General features: G+C 55.4%; 15 protein-coding genes and 1 pseudogene. 7 read left to right on the top strand and 9 right to left on the bottom strand.

Annotated elements, in window-relative coordinates; all coding sequences use genetic code 11:
• Positions 1-772: 772 nt before the first annotated feature.
• The 3 genes from CUJ84_RS34480 to CUJ84_RS34470 form a co-directional block, all read right to left on the bottom strand.
• Entirely contained in the window at positions 773-1759 is a 987-nt protein-coding gene (locus tag CUJ84_RS34480; RefSeq protein ID WP_105009955.1) for a molybdopterin-dependent oxidoreductase, read from the bottom strand.
• A gap of 5 nt (positions 1760-1764) precedes the next feature.
• A complete protein-coding gene (locus CUJ84_RS34475) occupies positions 1765-2787 on the bottom strand; it encodes a carbon-nitrogen hydrolase family protein (RefSeq protein ID WP_105009954.1) in 1023 nt (340 codons plus the stop codon).
• A gap of 63 nt (positions 2788-2850) precedes the next feature.
• On the bottom strand, positions 2851-3234 hold the full coding sequence (locus tag CUJ84_RS34470; protein WP_105009953.1) for a RidA family protein: 384 nt from the start codon (positions 3232-3234) through the stop codon (positions 2851-2853).
• A gap of 178 nt (positions 3235-3412) precedes the next feature.
• On the opposite strand from CUJ84_RS34470, the gene CUJ84_RS34465 reads away from it, so the two are divergent.
• Together CUJ84_RS34465 and CUJ84_RS34460 are read left to right on the top strand one after the other, a co-directional pair.
• On the top strand, positions 3413-4333 hold the full coding sequence (locus tag CUJ84_RS34465; protein WP_105009952.1) for a LysR family transcriptional regulator: 921 nt from the start codon (positions 3413-3415) through the stop codon (positions 4331-4333).
• Between the two features lie 163 nt (positions 4334-4496).
• The gene (locus CUJ84_RS34460; protein ID WP_105009951.1) at positions 4497-5702 is read left to right on the top strand and encodes an aminotransferase class V-fold PLP-dependent enzyme; all 1206 of its coding nucleotides are present in this window, start codon (positions 4497-4499) and stop codon (positions 5700-5702) included.
• Positions 5703-6017: 315 nt separating this feature from the next.
• Here the strand turns inward: CUJ84_RS34460 and CUJ84_RS34450 are convergent, their stop codons facing one another.
• From CUJ84_RS34450 to CUJ84_RS34445, 3 genes are all read right to left on the bottom strand, one after another.
• On the bottom strand, positions 6018-7613 hold the full coding sequence (locus tag CUJ84_RS34450) for an asparagine synthase-related protein (protein ID WP_105009950.1): 1596 nt from the start codon (positions 7611-7613) through the stop codon (positions 6018-6020).
• Positions 7614-7686: 73 nt separating this feature from the next.
• Complete coding sequence (locus CUJ84_RS38525) at positions 7687-7845, bottom strand: hypothetical protein (RefSeq protein WP_018484260.1); 159 nt, start codon at positions 7843-7845, stop codon at positions 7687-7689.
• A 322-nt stretch (positions 7846-8167) separates the two neighbouring features.
• Positions 8168-8722 (bottom strand): acyl-homoserine-lactone synthase, encoded by a 555-nt coding sequence (locus CUJ84_RS34445; protein WP_028734672.1) that lies wholly within the window; start codon positions 8720-8722, stop codon positions 8168-8170.
• Positions 8723-8870: 148 nt separating this feature from the next.
• Between CUJ84_RS34445 and CUJ84_RS34440 the strand changes: the two genes are divergently transcribed.
• The 3 genes from CUJ84_RS34440 (at position 8871) to CUJ84_RS34430 (ending at position 11845) form a co-directional block, all read left to right on the top strand.
• Positions 8871-9950 carry an IS630 family transposase gene (locus tag CUJ84_RS34440; protein ID WP_105009872.1) on the top strand — a complete coding sequence of 360 codons (1080 nt, stop codon included), beginning with the start codon at positions 8871-8873 and terminating at the stop codon, positions 9948-9950.
• 491 nt (positions 9951-10441) lie between these two features.
• Complete coding sequence (locus CUJ84_RS34435; RefSeq protein WP_018484262.1) at positions 10442-11137, top strand: hypothetical protein; 696 nt, start codon at positions 10442-10444, stop codon at positions 11135-11137.
• A gap of 231 nt (positions 11138-11368) precedes the next feature.
• A complete protein-coding gene (locus CUJ84_RS34430; protein WP_032998704.1) occupies positions 11369-11845 on the top strand; it encodes a tail fiber protein in 477 nt (158 codons plus the stop codon).
• A 754-nt stretch (positions 11846-12599) separates the two neighbouring features.
• Here CUJ84_RS34430 and CUJ84_RS34420 read toward each other — a convergent pair.
• Positions 12600-13343: a helix-turn-helix transcriptional regulator gene (locus CUJ84_RS34420; protein WP_105009947.1), complete on the bottom strand. Its 744-nt coding sequence runs from the start codon at positions 13341-13343 to the stop codon at positions 12600-12602.
• 1044 nt (positions 13344-14387) lie between these two features.
• On the opposite strand from CUJ84_RS34420, the gene CUJ84_RS34415 reads away from it, so the two are divergent.
• Both CUJ84_RS34415 and CUJ84_RS34410 read left to right on the top strand, forming a co-directional pair.
• Positions 14388-14705: a BON domain-containing protein gene (locus tag CUJ84_RS34415; RefSeq protein ID WP_105009946.1), complete on the top strand. Its 318-nt coding sequence runs from the start codon at positions 14388-14390 to the stop codon at positions 14703-14705.
• Between the two features lie 44 nt (positions 14706-14749).
• Positions 14750-14938, top strand: a pseudogene (locus CUJ84_RS34410) (IS6 family transposase); the annotation flags it as partial.
• 397 nt (positions 14939-15335) lie between these two features.
• Here CUJ84_RS34410 and CUJ84_RS34405 read toward each other — a convergent pair.
• Complete coding sequence (locus CUJ84_RS34405) at positions 15336-15647, bottom strand: helix-turn-helix transcriptional regulator (RefSeq protein ID WP_105009945.1); 312 nt, start codon at positions 15645-15647, stop codon at positions 15336-15338.
• Positions 15648-15649: 2 nt separating this feature from the next.
• Complete coding sequence (locus CUJ84_RS34400; protein WP_105009944.1) at positions 15650-16981, bottom strand: type II toxin-antitoxin system HipA family toxin; 1332 nt, start codon at positions 16979-16981, stop codon at positions 15650-15652.
• Positions 16982-16989: the final 8 nt, after the last annotated feature.

Raw genomic sequence — 16989 nt, 5'->3', positions numbered from 1 at the left:
GGTCAGCTACTATTCGTGCACATTCGACGAACGTAATTGCCGCCGCGAGAATCGTTGGGCGCGCCACGTTAGACTATCGCGCCGGCGGTTACGCACCTACGGCGGTGAACAGCGCAGCAGATTCAGCAAAGGTACGGCCGACTAATATCATACCCCCTATGGCAGCCACGAGCCGATGCACATTCGCCGATGTCGAGAAAAATACCGGTCATTTTTCATAATTTCTTTGCGAGTGACAGAAAGCGAGGCGTGTTCGTAAGGCCCCATATTGCTCACAATCGGCGTACGAATGAGGTTTCCAGATTGTAGGTAATCCGAGTACATCGGCGAAGAGGTCGTCGCAGCGAACCACCCAGATTTGGCAGGAGTGAGGGCTCTTGCGCATGGTTTTCTCAATCAAGTCACAAACGAAATGCACCCAGTGATGACTAGGGGAAAGACGGATGGCCATGATGACGATACCGGTCCGCATTCCAAAACAAGCGCCCTGGTGTCGCCAATGATTGGATGACAAGCGCGGACAGGTGCTGCGACAACTGCTGATCTACAGCGCATGATCGCGATCATCGCCTGGCCGTTCAACGGGCGGTGTTTGTCGTGCGTGGGCTGGTGTGACGGCGGGCTACCGTTTCGGTTCCACCCGATCGTAACTTTCGCAGGAAAGCTCTTGTCCTGTCGATGTGGCAGACCGTAGTGCTGCTGGCTCATCGAGAAATCTCGATTTTTTCGTGCGTCCGTGAATGCCCGTCCCAATGTCGCAGTGGGCTCCGGGTCAAGGATCAACGTCAACTTGAACCGTGTGCACCGCATTTCTCGCGTCAGTCAGCGGCTGTCCCTCCCCAAATTCATCCGTGCACCGACATAGCAAGATATTCTGGCCTGATGTAGGGGTCCACGGCAACTCGAACCGCTGCCAACTTCTTCCCTCGCGCGGCCCTACTGAGGCAGTCCGCCACGAGCCTCCACCGTCCACGCTGACCTCCACGCTGGAGATCTGGCGATCTCCCCAAGCCCAGCCCCATATTTTCGTTGGCATGTCCGCTGACAGCAGATCATTTGGGGACGGCGATACGATAACGGACTCCGGGGCGACGCCCCAAACCGGCTTCGTTCCCGACGCGGTGGGCTCATTATAAAAGCGCGTCGTATAGGCGCCGCTTGCGCGCCGATCCGCAGCCGTGATCGAACCAACCCATTTTACGGAGTTTGTGCCATACCAACCTGGCACGACCAATCGAACCGGTCCTCCGCGCTCTGGAGTGAGTGGCCGACCGTTGATCTCAAGCGCGAGGATAACCTCTTCTGCAAGTGCTTTGGCTATCGGCAGGTCTTTTTGATAGGCTTCTTCAACATCTGCGTATTCGCCCCACTCCAGGCCGGAAGTCCAGATGTAGGACGCATGGCTGCTGATCTTTGCGCGTTCCAGAACAAGCGACAGCGGCACACCTTTCCAAACTACATTTCCGATTCTGCGTTTAGCCACTGTCGGAGCAAGCGGACTTCCAGCGCATTCGTGAAACGACATGTACTCGCGCTGTGGCATTGCTTGAAGGTCAGACAGATGCAATCTCGTCGGGTTACCCACGAGGCCATCGACATCCAAATGCCAATGCTCGGGGTCGATCTCCAGGAACCCCATATGCGTGACCAGAAAAAGATCATCTTCAGGGGTGATCCACGATTTAAGGGCATGAACGCCGTCGGCAGTGCCCTGGAAGGAGAAACCCTTCTTGGTCATGTGCATACCCGTCCGCGCCATCACCTCTACTCCGGCATGGCCACGGCCTCAGGGCACGTTAGAGCGTCCTCAGCGCGGCCTTCCAAAAATCTGATTGGGTTTAGACGCATCCGGTTCACGGTGACGTCGAAAATATCGAATCGGTTGTAACCAGCAACGACGTCGTGAAATCGTTTCGGCTCAACACAGTCGTCGAGATCGATTTGGGCATAGCCGATACCTTCGTCGGTCATTTCGTCACCAGTTGCCGCTCCAGTCGGCCCTAGGAAAAAGCTAGTGGCCCGCGGACTGGCATCTATGATCGCTTCGATCGCAGGATCATCCAAGGCAATGGATTTGCGTGCGACTTCGTCCAAGTGCCCCGCCACGATGATCCCGAAGCACTTGGCCTCGAAGCAGTGCGCTGAGGCACGGATGCGGTTGGCTGCTCGGTTGTCGTAGTTGTCGCTTTCTGTGGGAACGCGAGTGGGCCAGATCGGCGGATAGCTACTTATATGAACTTGCTCGCCCTGCGTCATCAGACTGTAGCGCGCGAGCGGATTTGTATTTTCCCCGCAAATTAGCCCGCCAATGCGACCGATTCTCGTGTTTGCGACGAACAATCCTGCGCCATCGCCGGGATCCCAAACCAGTTTCTCGAAGAAAGTTGCGACCAGCTTTCGATGGTGGATTAGGATCTCACCCGTATCGGAAATCAGGACATTGCTATTCCACAGACCTGCGACACTTGCCGGGTTGCGCTCGGAGAAACCGATTGAAACGAAAACACCGTTGTCGGACGCAGCTTTCCGCACACGCTCGATTTCAGGTCCGTCCACGTATACGGAAGCATTCAAGAAGCGCTTGAAATGTTCGTGCGATTGAATGGGTGGGTAAAGTGCTGCCCAGACGGGGAAACCGGGAAGAAAGCTTTCCGAAAATACCGCGAGCGATGCGCCGTTTCGGGCAGACTCTGCTATCACCGAGCAAGCTTTTTCCGCGCTCGCCACTGGATCGAGATAGACGGGGGCAATATGAGCAGCCGCGGCCCAGAATTTCATGTTTCCCATCGACATTCCTCTACTGATCCAGGCTCGCCATCAGCCATCTCGACTAGCTCGGCAAAGGCAGGCTCAAGATTGCCGTTTTGCTGTTAGACCGATTTCAATGCGTGCTCCAAGCGGCAGGCTGGCGCAGCCGATTGTGGTGCGGGCCGGGTAGGGCGATGAAAAACGCGTCGCGTAAATCTCATTCATCTGGCCAAAGTCACTCATGTCGGTGAGATAGACATTAACGGATACGACATCATCCGGCCCAAGGCCTGCTGCCTCAAGGACCTGAAACAGATTATCGAAACACTGGCGTGTCTGGTCGGCTACATTTCCGTCGACAAGTTTGCCGGTGCCGGGGTCTAGCGGTGTCTGGCCGGAGCAGAACAGAAGATCGCCGGCCCATGTCGCGTGCGAATACGGTCCCACTGCCGCAGCGTTTGAAGCATTCACCGTTCGTCTGGACATGCGTTCTCCCAAGGTAGGTTCAAGTAGTGCGACCTGCTGGCGATCAGCGTTTCCGCAAGATATTTTACTTCACTGCACACCACACATAGCGGCACAGCACGTTTGAGACTATCAAAACGAATTTGCGAGCCAACCCGAATAGGATGCACTACCCTGTGCAAAAATAGACGGAGGTAGCATGGCGACTGCAATCGATCATCTTGATTGGGACGATCTCAAACTCTTCCTCATCGTTGTCCGGTGCAAGAGCATGACCGGCGCCGCTCGCGAACTAAAAGTCAGCCACTCCACCGTATCTCGTCGACTTGCTCGTCTGGAATATACGGTTGGCAGTGCACTCGTCGAACGGACCAAAGATGGACTTCTGCTGACACCGGCCGGCCTGGTTACAATGCGGCGAGCGGAGGAAATCGAGAACGGCGTGAATGCTCTTCGCAGCGACGTAAGCAATCGTGACGAAATACGCGGCACGGTCAGATTAGCCACCATGGAAGGCATCGCAACGCTTTATCTCTCCGAGCGCCTCGTTGAACTCAGTAGCCGGCACCCTGATCTTGACCTCGAGCTTGTAACGTCGCCGCAAACGGTTCGGGTCGCTCGCCGGGAAGCGGATTTATTCCTAAGCTTCTTCAAGCCCCATGGAACTTCTCTGGACAGTCAGTTGATCGGACGTTTCAAGACTGGCTTATTCGCTTCCCAGGCTTATCTTGAGCGCAATGGAGTTCCCTCTCAGGCGGCGGATCTTAGCGAGCACCGCTTTGTTGGCTATATCGAGGAGCTGATTCAGCTTGAAAGCGTGCTCTGGCTAGAGGAACTCGTACCCACCCCAAAAATTGCGTTCAGCTCAAATAGCATGATGTCGCAGATGTTCGCGGCGTCTGCGGGCGCAGGCATCGTAGCGCTTCCCGAATTCGCACTCAGTCTAAACCTGGGTCTCGTTCCAGTGCTCGACGAACTGAGCGGCGAGCGCGAGATCTGGATGTCAGCACACCAGGATCTAGCTTATCTTCCAAGAGTGAGAGCCGTAAAGCAATTCGTGAAAGAGCTGGTACGTCGAGACGAACAACGCCTTCTGAGAAACTCACCTTGGTCTTCGTGAAGTTTCGCAAATCGGACTGCGCGGAGCGCTCTTGCCGGCCGAATTGGCGGACGCTTACGTCCCGTCGCTCAATTCTGCACATCGGGTTGCGAAGTTGTCAGCTTCCGTGACAACGCCGATTGCGTCAACAAGATTGACGCTCGATCAAAGGAAGGAACCCCTCATGTCGCAAATCAGCCGCGACGCTCGCAAGACTTTGGACCTTCTTCGCTTGCGTGCTGATACCCCCGGCACAAAAAACAGAAACCACCTTAACAATGCTGGTGCTGCGCTGATGCCGAGCCCTGTTATTGAAGCGGTGGTTGGGTACCTAAGCCGGGAAGGCGAGATCGGCGGATACGAAGCCGCAGCTGAGTCCAACTCTCTACTGGAGGGGACATATGACAGCTTGGCTACATTCGTAAACTGTGGCCGCGACGAGATTGCGATATCTGAAAATGCGACGATCGCCTGGCAACGCGCCTTCTATTCCCTCTCTTTCCGACCTGGAGACCGGATCCTGACGGCAAGTGTCGAATTTGCAGCCAACTACATCGCCTTTCTGCAGGTTGCCAAACGCACCGGCGTATCGATCGAAGTCATTCCGAATGACGCTTCTGGGGTCCTCGATCCGGACGCACTGGCGAAAATGATCGATGATCGCGTTCGGTTGATAGCGGTTACCTGGATCCCGACCAACGGCGGGCTTATCAATCCAGCAGCAGCGATCGGTCGAATAGCGCGAAAAAACGGCATCCTCTATCTTCTCGACGCATGCCAAGCTGCGGGTCAAATCCCGATCGATGTCAACGCGCTCGGGTGCGACATCCTGACTGCTACCGGCAGGAAGTTTCTCCGAGCGCCACGCGGAACGGGATTCATGTACATGCGTAAATCACTCGTGGATAAGATCGAGCCAGCGATGATCGACCTCTATGGCGCGCCCTGGACTGGTCCGGATCGATACGAATTGCGCCCTGATGCCAGGCGTTTTGAAACATGGGAGAAGAACTGTTCGGTTCGTCTCGGCCTGCGGGCAGCAGTGGACTACGCGCTCGACATTGGGCTCGAAAATATCGAAGAGCGCTGCAATCACCTTTCGTCAAAGCTTCGCGAAGGCTTGCGGGGTATACGAGCCGTGTCCGTGCATGATCTCGGGAGGCCCCTTGCTTCCATCATCTCATTCACTGTCAACGACTGGGACTCGTCATCCGTCATGGCTTATCTGAATGGCAAGGGAATCAACGTCTCAGTTTCCCCTCCTTCTAGTACACCCGTCGACGCCTATACGCGACAACTCCCGCCCGTGGTGCGAGCGTCGCCACATTATTACAATACCGAGGAAGAGATCGATGCATTCCTGGAGGCGATTGCTAGTATCGCCTCGTAGCTGATTTGCTCGCCTGACGAACGAGCGGATCTTTTCAAAAGGCAAAGCAGTTGATGCGACCTTACATCAAGTCGTGACTGCATGCTAAGATCAAGCCCTAACTGTTCGGTCCTGTTAGGCAGATCATGGCAGGCGCATCTGCCAATCCCGCCCACGCAACGCCCTAAAGCAATGGCAAATGTTCATATAAGTCTCGCTTCAGAAGCCCGACATTTTCAAACTGCCGGCGAACCCATCCGCCTTGTTCCGTGGCGATACACCGATTTCCAATTGCAGGCGTGTTGAAGTCCCCGCTGCGTTAGCGGGTGATCTCCTTCAAGTTCCATCAATTCGCCGAAGCATGTGTTCAACGTTAATCGCGTGGAAGATAGAGCCGAGCTCGCTAAGCGGAGAATCGTATCGGATGTCGTCTATTGTGGCGATCAGGCGGTCAGCATCGATCAGTCCCAGTTCATGCAGCAGGCAACGACGGGATAATTGACTAGTGATCTCGCTAGCACCGATAATCAGCGAGCCGGTCAGATAGTGTTCGAAATTTTCTCTTATAGAAGCGCCGAAGAACCGTTTGGGATATCCAAGCCGTTCCAACATCCGGCGATGCAGCGCCTTTTCGTGCCTCCAGGCTAAAGGTAAACTCCGATAAAATCGTACGGCTTCCGGCTGGGCGAATGGGCTTATTGGCCATATGCCATGGCTCGCAAACAAAGGAGCCCGCGCGGCGTGTGCCTCCAGTACCGAAATCGGCAGAATAGGAAAGGGTGCCCGATCGCAGCTTGCTGCATAGTCGGGCAATCGGCTTTTGAGCACCAGTGTCATGGCGGAGGGAAGGATCGCAGGAAGGAATGCATCGCTAATATTACGAGCGAATTGCTCGTGATTTTGCTCGAAAGCATGGGCCATTAGCAACTCATCACCGCCTGTACCAGTTGCGACCGCCCGTGGGGCTGAGGCAGTTGCGAGCAACTTCAATAGTTGATGGAGAGGCCGCTGCAGATCGGCATTGTAGGGAGCTGGGACGTAGTCGCTACTCACCTCGAACCCACACGGAACCATTAGTATCGTGTCAACACGCAGCGTTTGATCGTGGAAGCCAAAATGCTCGATTGCTATTTCGCGCCTCGAAGTCTGTTGACTTCGAGCTGGCCCCTCGACCTCCAAGGCATAGGTTTGCAGGGCGTCAGGATGCTGCTCCGCCAAAATGGCGGCAACGACTGCCGAATCCAATCCTCCGCTGAATTCGCTAGCCGTGAGGGCGGGCGTGAGCGGCCAGCGACGCAGCAGGGCGTCGATCAAACGGCATGCTGCGGCGGCAACATCGGCCCCATCCACAAGCGGGGTCGGGATGAAATACGGTGCCGGAGGGGGATATTTCGTCTCGACGGCTCCCGTCCTGCTGATGCAAAGTGACGCGCGCTCCGTCAGCATGAAAACACAGCGAAACATCGTGGTTGTTGCATAGGGGAGCGTCCCGACAAGACGCAGGCCAGTTCGGTCCGTGTCGACGTCAGCGAGAGTCATGCCCGAATAAAAGTCCGCTATCGACCAGGAGAGATCAATGCGCTCACCGCTGACCTTCAGATAAAGTGGCGCAACACCTCCATGTCCGGCGCTGAAGGTCACCGTGCCGGAATGGCGATTGATCGAAATTGTCTGATAGTCCAATGGCCATTGCCCAAAAGCACAGAAATCATGTGCTCGTTCTATCGGCCAATCCCTGAGTGCCACAACCTGCCCATTCGCTTCGGCGGAACGCTCGCGGCAGATCAGGATGATTTGATCAGTGGTGTCCCAACGGAAGCTTTCGAGTAAAGGATGGTCCAGGATCTTGATAGAGATGTTGGGGTATGACGACGGGATCAGCGGTTCATCCACGCACTCGAGATGACCTCGGTCAATCGTTCCCTTGAACATGGGTGATCGCCTAGTTGATGAAAATCTAAAGGGGCAGTGACCGCCGCCTTGGCGACGGTCACACGGATGAGACTTAGACGTCGAGTTTGTCCATGTCGCCCGGTTTTCCCCCCTTGATCATGGCAGCAATTTCTGTGGTCGAAGGGGTCGGTCCGACGCGCGGCGCCTTAGCAAAAACGCTCAACTCGCCACCGATGAGTTTAACGGGCTTGCGGGTAGTTATCGTTTCCATGTTATGATTCTCCGTTGGTTGCTTTCCTCGCCGTTCCCCTAAAGGGGTGCCAGTGACGCGAGTGACTGAGTTACACTGACTGTCCCACGCCGTTCTAGGGTGGCATAGGCTGCGGAATCATTAGGCTACAATCGATCCGGGCGGCTACGTGACTGGCTCTCTGACCTAAGCATTGATTGCGATGTAGCACCGCTTGTGCAAAAGAATTCCAGGCGATGACTTGTGTGCGCTTATGAGCCGGACTGGCGGCGAATTGGTGACCAAAACTTCCTGAGCCGTAAGGTTCAAACATCGAGCGGAATTTCCTATGCTAGCTAGTTGCCTACAACGTCTGCGGGGCGGACGAGGGGATGACTTCGAGTGGCACGACTAATTCGTTTTCGAAAATGCTAGGCTCTGAGAGGATGTGTGTTTGCCACCCGTTGGCGCGCAAGGTGTTTATCAGCTTTGGGTGCGTCTCGCCGATAAGCGAGGTGATGCCAGCAACGCGGCAAAACTCCATCAACCCGATCATCAAAACACGCGATACTGGAACCCCGTCAATCTTTTCGTCACCGCTTGCAACCGCCCACCGCGTCCATTCGAAAACGTCGTGCGACCTTGGCCACTTTTGGCCCCGCATGATTTGCGGGTAGACGGTTGAAAGAAGATGTGGCTGCACCGTAGGAAGGAGCCGAGAATACCCGATCACCGTATCGTTCTTGAGAACGCTAAAATGAATAGCGCAATCGTGATCAAACTGATCTATTTCCCGTCTGTCACTCTTGCGTAATGCCTGCCACCCACGTCGCTCCACAAATTGCTGGTGTCGAAACCGCCAGATTTTCTCCATGATTACGGCGTTAGCCCGAGAGTCCCCAATGCAAATCTTCATCATCGCTTCCTGACCCCCGGGGATCACTATGCGCGATCTTTCTGTCCTTCAAAATGAGTAGAAATACTCATTTTCTGAGCTAGTGGATTGATCGCGACGAAAGATTCCGTCCTGAGATTCCCAACCGTTTCGGATTGTGCGACGGTTGGGGATGCGCACAGGGATCACATTTGACGTCACCGCCGCCGACCGTTCTCGGCTTGAAGCCATCATTGCTGCCCCAACGTCTCCGCAGAAGCATGTCTGGCGGGCCAAGATCATCTTGATGAGCGGCAACGGCCTGGGAACGGTCGCCATCATGCAGGCGACGGGAAAGTCCAAACCTTGCGTTTGGCGCTGGCAGGAGCGTTTCATGTCCGAGGGGGTCGATGGCCTGTTGCGCGACAAGAGCAGGCCTCCGGGCATGGCGCCTCTGGAGAGCGACGTGGTGGAGCAGGTCGTTGCGCTGACGCTGGAACCGCCTCGACAGGAGGCAACGCACTGGACCGTGCGTGCCACGGCAAATGCCGTTGGGATCGCGGCCTCTTCCGTCGTCAAGATCTGGCACGAGCATGGGCTGGCGCCGCATCGGTGGCGCAGTTTCAAACTCTCCAACGACAAGGCTTTTGCCGAGAAGCTTCACGATGTCGTCGGTCTCTACGTCTCGCCACCGGCCCACGCCATTGTCTTGTCCGTCGATGAGAAAAGCCAGATCCAGGCGCTCGACCGGACCCAACCGGGCTTGCCGCTCAAGAAGGGGCGCGCCGGCACAATGACCCACGATTACAAGCGCCACGGCACGACCACCCTGTTTGCCGCCCTCAATGTTCTCGACGGATCGGTCATCGGCCGAAACATGCAGCGCCACCGGCATCAGGAGTTTATTCGGTTCCTCAACGCCATTGAGGCGGAGCTGCCGAAAGATAAGGCGGTCCACGTCATTCTCGACAATTACGCGACGCATAAACAGCCGAAGGTCCGCGCCTGGCTGGCAAGGCATCCACGATGGACCTTCCACTTCGTCCCGATATCGTGCTCATGGCTCAATGCTGTCGAAGGCTTCTTCGCAAAACTGACACGCCGGCGGCTGAAGCACGGCGTTTTCCACTCCGTCGTTGACCTGCAGGCGGCCATCAACCGCTTCGTCAAAGAACACAACCACGAACCAAAGCCATTCATCTGGAAAGCAGACCCCGATGAGATCATCGCAGCCGTCAAACGTGGGCACCAAACGTTGGAATCAATCCACTAGGTCGCGGATGATTAACGTCGTCCGTCGCGCTACCATGGTTTGAAACCAAACAATCCCGCGCGGCATGGGAAATAGCGCGAACGGAAAGATCGGCCAAAACGGGCTTAAGAATGCCATCATCTCATACCGCTAGAGTAAATTTGCAGAGCATACGGTGTGCGTCAAAGACGCCTAAGGCTCGATCAAGCCGCCTCTCAGGCCGCTTTTCGTTGATGGGATCACGTTAGAAAACCATCTCGGCCGATGCTTATCCGCTACCGACCAAATAGGCTTCCACCGCTCTTACCGTCCCGGGTCTCGGGGGCATGCCTATGGGTTAGTGGCGGCCCGTCAGGGAGTATATCTACTCATTTACGTCACCTAGAAATGATTATAGCTGAATTCGTGTCTCCAATAACACTCGCCTCAGTTGGAGCTGGGCCAAGAAGCGGTCCAAACGATTGGATCAGTCCTGGCGTCAAGACAGAAAATCAGCGGAAAGGGAGAATCAAATGTCCTTGCATGTCAGCTACGTAGACAAGGAAATGACGGATCATGCCCGTGCATCACAGCCGGGAAGCGCGGCGCTTGCCCAAGGAACGCAATATTCGTTGTTGTTGAAGAATCAGTCGGCGCAACCTTGGACCTTCTATGTCTATCAAAAGATGCCTCAACCTGTTGCCAATGTCTTCTCCTTGGCATGGTTCTGCTCTCCGTATCAAATTCGGGTTGGCAATCAAATCAAGTTCACTTGGGAGCTCGCCTATAATTTCGTCTGGAGCGACACGGGACAACTGATTCCTGGCGTGGACTTTTTTGCCTCCGGGGTGGAGGACTGCAGCCCCAGCGGGAAAAACACCACTACTTTTTCATTAAGTGGTGGACCCGGCCTGACCGTACCGATCAAGGCGGATCCTGCAGGATCGCTGGTCATCAACGATGCTGGCAATGTACCAAACAATCGGTTCTCCGTGGGCATCGGCATGTCCGGAACAGGAACTTATGTTGTACAAGCGGGCACCAATCTGTTCCACACGTTCACGCCGACTCCGAGCTATTGGATTGCGGCGGGAACGAATGTGTCTATCGGCTCGGTGCTCAGTATCGACACGATCACCCAGACCAGTGAAGCCAAGTTTCCCTCTGCCGTCTTCAATCTCGTAGGCGTGCTCCACGAGGACAATACCTGGGATGTCAACCCGGCTTGATGGCGACGTGAATTGGCTTCAGCTCCGCCGGTCAGGTCAGAACTGATGCATGGGAGTGCCTCTTGTTGCTGATAAGTGGCACTCCTCACTCACACATCAATCTTGACCGAGGAACCAAAGATGTTTGCAGGGCCTCCAATCGGTGCGGTGTGTTCGTTTGCGGGGCAAGTTGCCCCTATCTCGAACTCGGTCAATACAATCTGGAGCAACGCATCCTGCGCGAGCTCTGGCGTGGCTGCGGGTACAAATGCGGAAGCTCCTATCTGCTACATCGAAGCCCAGGGATGGATGCTTTGCGACGGACGTTATCTTAGGGCAGCCGCCTATCCAGAACTCTACGCCGTTCTCGGCGGACTCTATGGAGAGCGGAATTCTACGGCCGATCTGGAATTTCGGATTCCAGACTACCGTGGGCTGTTCCTGCGCGGTTTCGATGCCGGTGCCGGTATGGACCCTGACGCGAAACGACGGCTAGATCCAACCGGCAATAATGTTGCGAATGTTGTTGGATCACTCCAATGCGATGCTATGCAAGTTCATGCGCATCCCTATGAGATAACGACGCCGGCGGGAATTTCGCAACAGGGCAGTGCCGCCGGAACCTCCATTTCAAGCAAATCGACAGGTTCACCAGAAAATCCGGCACGCACAGCTCTTGAGACGCGTCCCAAGAACGTGGCCGTGAACTACCTGATCAAGTTTCGGTAACTTGAAGGGGTCGCCGGTCCTTTCTTTCGATTCAGAGACATCGGTCCGGACGACATCTTGCCGGCCGGCAAAAGAGGAGAAGCTTAATGACTGCTACTTTGAGAGCTTTCGGGTGCCTAGCTGCTTTCGCCCTGACCGTCACCTTCGCGCAGGGAGTCGCGGCTGAGAAGCATCAAAAACGGAAGGTCGCGGCGAAGCCCGTAGAAACTGGCGTTGTGATCCGCGGCGTCACGCTTGCCGGCCCGGTTGGAAATCCGGGAACGTCAACCGGGAAAACATGCGACTTCAGCGGCGAGCCCGTGGATCCATCCGGACGTTTGGAGGGGGCAAGCGTCAACTGCAGGCCAAATGGCAACCGGGCGAATACATTGCCAGGGCTACCCGCGCGCTTTAACGCGTATTGCGTGATAAATGCGCCGGTCAAAAGTGCGCGGCTAATCCAAGCTGCCCGATCAGAAAATGCCAACCACTGCGATCTGTCGGGGATCACCCCAAAAGACGCGACGGGTCAATTCGGGGGGGCCGTCTGGCGGTAGGCGGTCATCGGACGATTTCTGAGGAAACAAATTCAAAGCACGTCCTCGCAGCCACCCAATGGATGCTGTCTGCTCGACCTACCGAAAACTGTGTTGCGCCTGTCTACCAATTCAGGCGCAGATTTAGCTCTGCATTTCAACGGGGCTACTATCTGATCATGATGGCTGTCGCGATCCAACAGGCCCGATCTTTGAAGTGGCCGAAAACTCCATATATTTCAGCGAATGATTCTGAGACGAAAGCTTTCGGCAATCATCTGAGGTGTATTAACCACATTGAGCTTTCGCTGGATGTTCAAAATGACATTTTGAATGGTTCGATGGGATCGTCCGAGAATCGTTGCGATCTCTATTGCTGTTTTGCCTGCGGCACACCAATGGATGATTTCGCGCTCTCGCGTTGTGATCATGGGTAACGCCTGAATTTTTCGACTGGCATCATTCCCAATTTGGGCGCGGAGCAAGCTGTGCGCGTAAGCCGCCATCAGATAGAGCGCGCTTCGGTCGCAGGTTGAGAGCTCTACCCTTTCCGTTCCAAAACTGACAATCGATTGAAACCCGGCGGCAGTGTGTAAAGGAACGCTAAAGCCGTCAATCAACTTGAATTCGCGTGCCTCATTCATGACACGACGGCTCTGCCGAGCGAGTTTTTGATCTCGCAGAGCTTCCGACCAAACAAATGCGTGATCACATGTCTTGCTAAGCTGCACTATGGGGTCGGCGTGGACATAGTTGTTTTCACGATAGCGATCAAACCACCCGGCTGACCAATTGCCCAAAACGAAATAGGGATCAATTCGCTCCGGAGGCGAGGGGATGCCGGATATCGCGAAATAACTAAACCCGAAATATTGTGAAATTTTTCCAAGTAAGAGTAACACATCGTCTTTGTTCTTTGCACTGGCTGACTCTGACAGGAAATCGAACACCACATTCGAGACCGCTGAGGATTCTTCCTTCACGACAACCTCCCGGTTCGGCGCAAGATTAACTTCGTCACATCTAAGCAGTGAGTGCCCAGTTCCGTGGGCGGCTAACCTCTGAAAACCATATTAGATAGCCTTGATACATACAACCAAAAAGCGCATCTCCAGGTCGAGTTGGTCGCCTGAATAAACGTGCGCGTCTTCGCCAGCGGGATCGTCGTCGGCAAACCGTTTGGCGCCACTCGTCTGAAAAACAATTCGAGCTGTCAATTTTTGCACGTGAGTCTGCACGCTCAAGCCGTCTGCTAGAACGAGCGGCGGAGCAATGTCGGCGAGACGAAGCGAAACTTACCGGCTTACCAGCTCCGGGCATGCGTCCGAATGAGTTTTGTGCACCAATCAATGAAAAGCCGTAGGGTGTGCGAGGCACTTCGTAGTGAACCCCTGGACTGATCGGCACCGCAGCCCTCGGCACCGGAACGCGACGAACTTTTTTCCCAGTTTGGTGCGCCCCCGTGCGGCAAGTAGCGGGAACCGGCCTGGCGCTCACGCGTAAGCTTGCGGTCGGTCGGGATCCACTAAGACTAGAATTTGTTTGTTGCTGCCGGCCACCTGGGGTCTTCGCCGACGCCGGCGATCATTTGCAGCCGCTAGGCAATGAAGCGATCCGCCAATGCTGCATTCCGGACAATGAACTACTCTTTGAAAAGACCCCGAGCGACAGGATCGGCTGGTCGTTCGCGTTGAACCGGGTAATTTGCGGCTTGGCGACACCCTCCGGGAGGCGGGCTCCGACCAACGCGACCCGATCTCGACTCCTGCGGCGCTTTTCGTGTCCACGTCGAGATTGAACACGCCTGCAACTGACTGCAAGCCGCTGGTGCACGTCGCGCTCGTGGACTCGCCTGCCATTCAAATAACGTGACAGCGCCGGCACCGCACCTCGCCCGCCGCTCAATCACCTTCGACCGTGGGACCGCCGCGGAGATTGGCTTGCGGCGTGGCCGCCAGTTGATCTGCATCAACGCCGCAACGGCAAATCAGACATAGGATCTCTCCGTCGCATCGGAGGAAGAGTCTATGCCCGCACACACCGTCACTCCCGTCAGCGACGACGACCTTTCCACTGCAGTTAGAATGCGCTTGGAACTGGAACTCGGACTGACGTACGATGTCGTGAAGGTGGCGGTCCTCAATGGCGAGGTGACCTTGCGCGGAAGGATGGCGTGTCCGTCGAAAAGGGAAGCAGCGAAGGTCACCGCGGGGAGCGTGCGCGGCGTGCGCAGAGTACTCAGCGACATTTCGACGGCATATTACATGGCCGGAAGCCCAGCCGATCGTTCGAAGGAAGGATGCGCATGGGCCTGTCGCAAATTTTGGCGCTTAACGGTATGTTGATTATGGGAATAGAGATGCCGCTCCGAAAGTTGTGGAGCGAGCCTATGATTCTGAATGCTATTGCCGAAAAGTTGAAGCGGCAATCGAAGGACGATTTCGATGGCCGGCATTTCGAGGCATGGCCGATCGTGCAGGCGGTTGCCTGGTATTTGGGTTATCCACTCAGCTATCGGGATCTTGAGGAGATGTTCCGGGAACGTGGCTTCGAGGTCGATCATAGCACCGTCAACCGTTAGGTTCTGGCCTACCGCCGATGATCGAAAAGCGGCATCTGCATTGCTGCTGTGAATTCCTTGGTCGTCGCGCATGCCATAGCTTGTATTCCTTCACGTGTTCGGTGCGGTTATGCCGCGCTGTGGATGGCGCCGGTCGCTCCCGCTGCCTCGCAATAGCTCTCAAGATTCGTGCCAAGCCGGCCGATTGAGCTGACGACAATTATTTGCTGCTATCTCAGCGACATGGGCGGAAAATACGAGATTGGGGGAGGAAGAATGCATGTCGCGGAGCCGACAAAGGTGACGACGATGACCGAGGTAACCTCGTGCCGCATCTGGTGCCCTGCATAACGTTCCCGTCCTGCTGCGCCATCGGAAACGGAATGACCAAAGACCAGGCTTACCAAAGTGCCTTTTACATTTTCAAGGCAGGCTCCGGCTCGTCGTCGCTAGGGTTTTTCGGAACAAAGCCCACGGTGAAGCCGAAGATCCTTCCGATCCTCTGCATGGTTTCCACCGTAGGATTCGCCTCACCACGTTCGATCTCAGCAATCTGGCGTCGGGTCATCTGAACTAGGTTCGCGAACTGCTCTTGGGTCAACCCCATGGTTCTCCGAATTTCGGATACTGCGAGCGGGTAGCGTAGAGCGCCTGCTTCCGCTCGCTCGATGAGGCGCTTTCTATAAGCGTTGATTTCTTCTCTGGTTGGCTTTCGCAACTTAGGCATGATCAAAGTCCATATTTGGCAGGCCGATCAAGCGACCTTACGATCTCCTCGCAGCGGCTCATCGCGATTGTCAGCACGTCATCATGCGCCCCAAGCTGTTTAGCCAAGCTAGGTGCGGCTTCTAGGTTGGTCGCGAATTCCGCCAGTTCGCTGATAAGCTTTCCGGCCAACGTCGTATCATCCGGAAAGATGGTTTCGGCGATCACATTCCAGTCCGGCATGTGGTCGCTATGGGTCTTAAGCATGACGCCCCATCGAGTTGAACGAGCGATGGTTTCCGGAGCTAGGCGCATTGGCGCGAAGTCGAACAAAGGCGAAAGACCAACTGTCTGGTCGGCCCCTTTCGATAAGGCTGTGTTTCGACCGTGGTTGTCGCTGTTGCCCAGCGCTTGATTGGCAACCTCACGCTTGATGTATTCCACGATGTCAGCAAAAGGATCGGACGCGACCGCCTTTAGAACGTCGATATACTGCTCATGGCGTCCAAGGTAGGCAAACTCAGCGATGTTTGCAGCCGAGACAATGCTTTCCTGGCCAAGGCGCAAGACGCTGTTGCCGACAATCCGCCGGTCGAAGCGTGGGATCACCAATACCCCATTTTTATGGCGTGAAGGCTCGTCAACATTCAGTCCAATTTGCTTGGCGATCACCGAATAGATCGCCTCGGTCGAAAGGATTGTCGCGTCGCGCTCGTTGCTGCTGCGAAGCAGTTTAACGATTACGTGCTCAACAGCGTCGGCATCATCGACCAACGGGTCTGGATAATAGAGCCCGTCCTTCGCCTTTGTCATTGCGACCTTGGGCCACACTCCCTGCAATCCGCTGGAGCCAGAGGCAATGATCGAGAAGTAGTCCACGATCTCGATGAACCGGTCGCTTCGGCCGAAGATTTCTTCTTCCGTTACGCCAACCTTAGCCAGACCGGCGACCCGCTCCGCGTCCAACTCCGCTGCCTGCTTTATCCGAACATTGCCAACGGGGCTTCCGGCTCCTCGCAGAAGCAATGGCAGCTCTGATGTCTTGGCATCCGGATCGATATTCAGCGCTTCTGCAAGGCGAATTCTTGCACGGCCGCTCGGCACAAGATCTAGAAGAAACGGAGGCCAAGTCTTCCGACGGTGGTTCTCAAGGTCGACTGGGTCAGCTACCGACACTGCACGCAAGTCTCGTGTGGTTTGATTGTTCTGAAGGTCTTCGCCGACGTTCTCCATCCAGTAGTCCAAGTCGTACGTGAGGACCGTCTCGCCGATGACGCCGAGATCGGGTTCCTTCATTTCGACCACTGCTCCGACGTGCCATTTGCCGCCGTGATAGATTTCAAGCTCCAAGTCCATAGCGCACC

This window comes from Rhizobium leguminosarum (assembly GCF_002953715.1).
GTDB classification, from domain to species: domain Bacteria; phylum Pseudomonadota; class Alphaproteobacteria; order Rhizobiales; family Rhizobiaceae; genus Rhizobium; species Rhizobium leguminosarum_V.
Note: the sequence above shows the minus strand (reverse complement) of the source record. Positions and strands in the feature narration are given on the sequence as shown.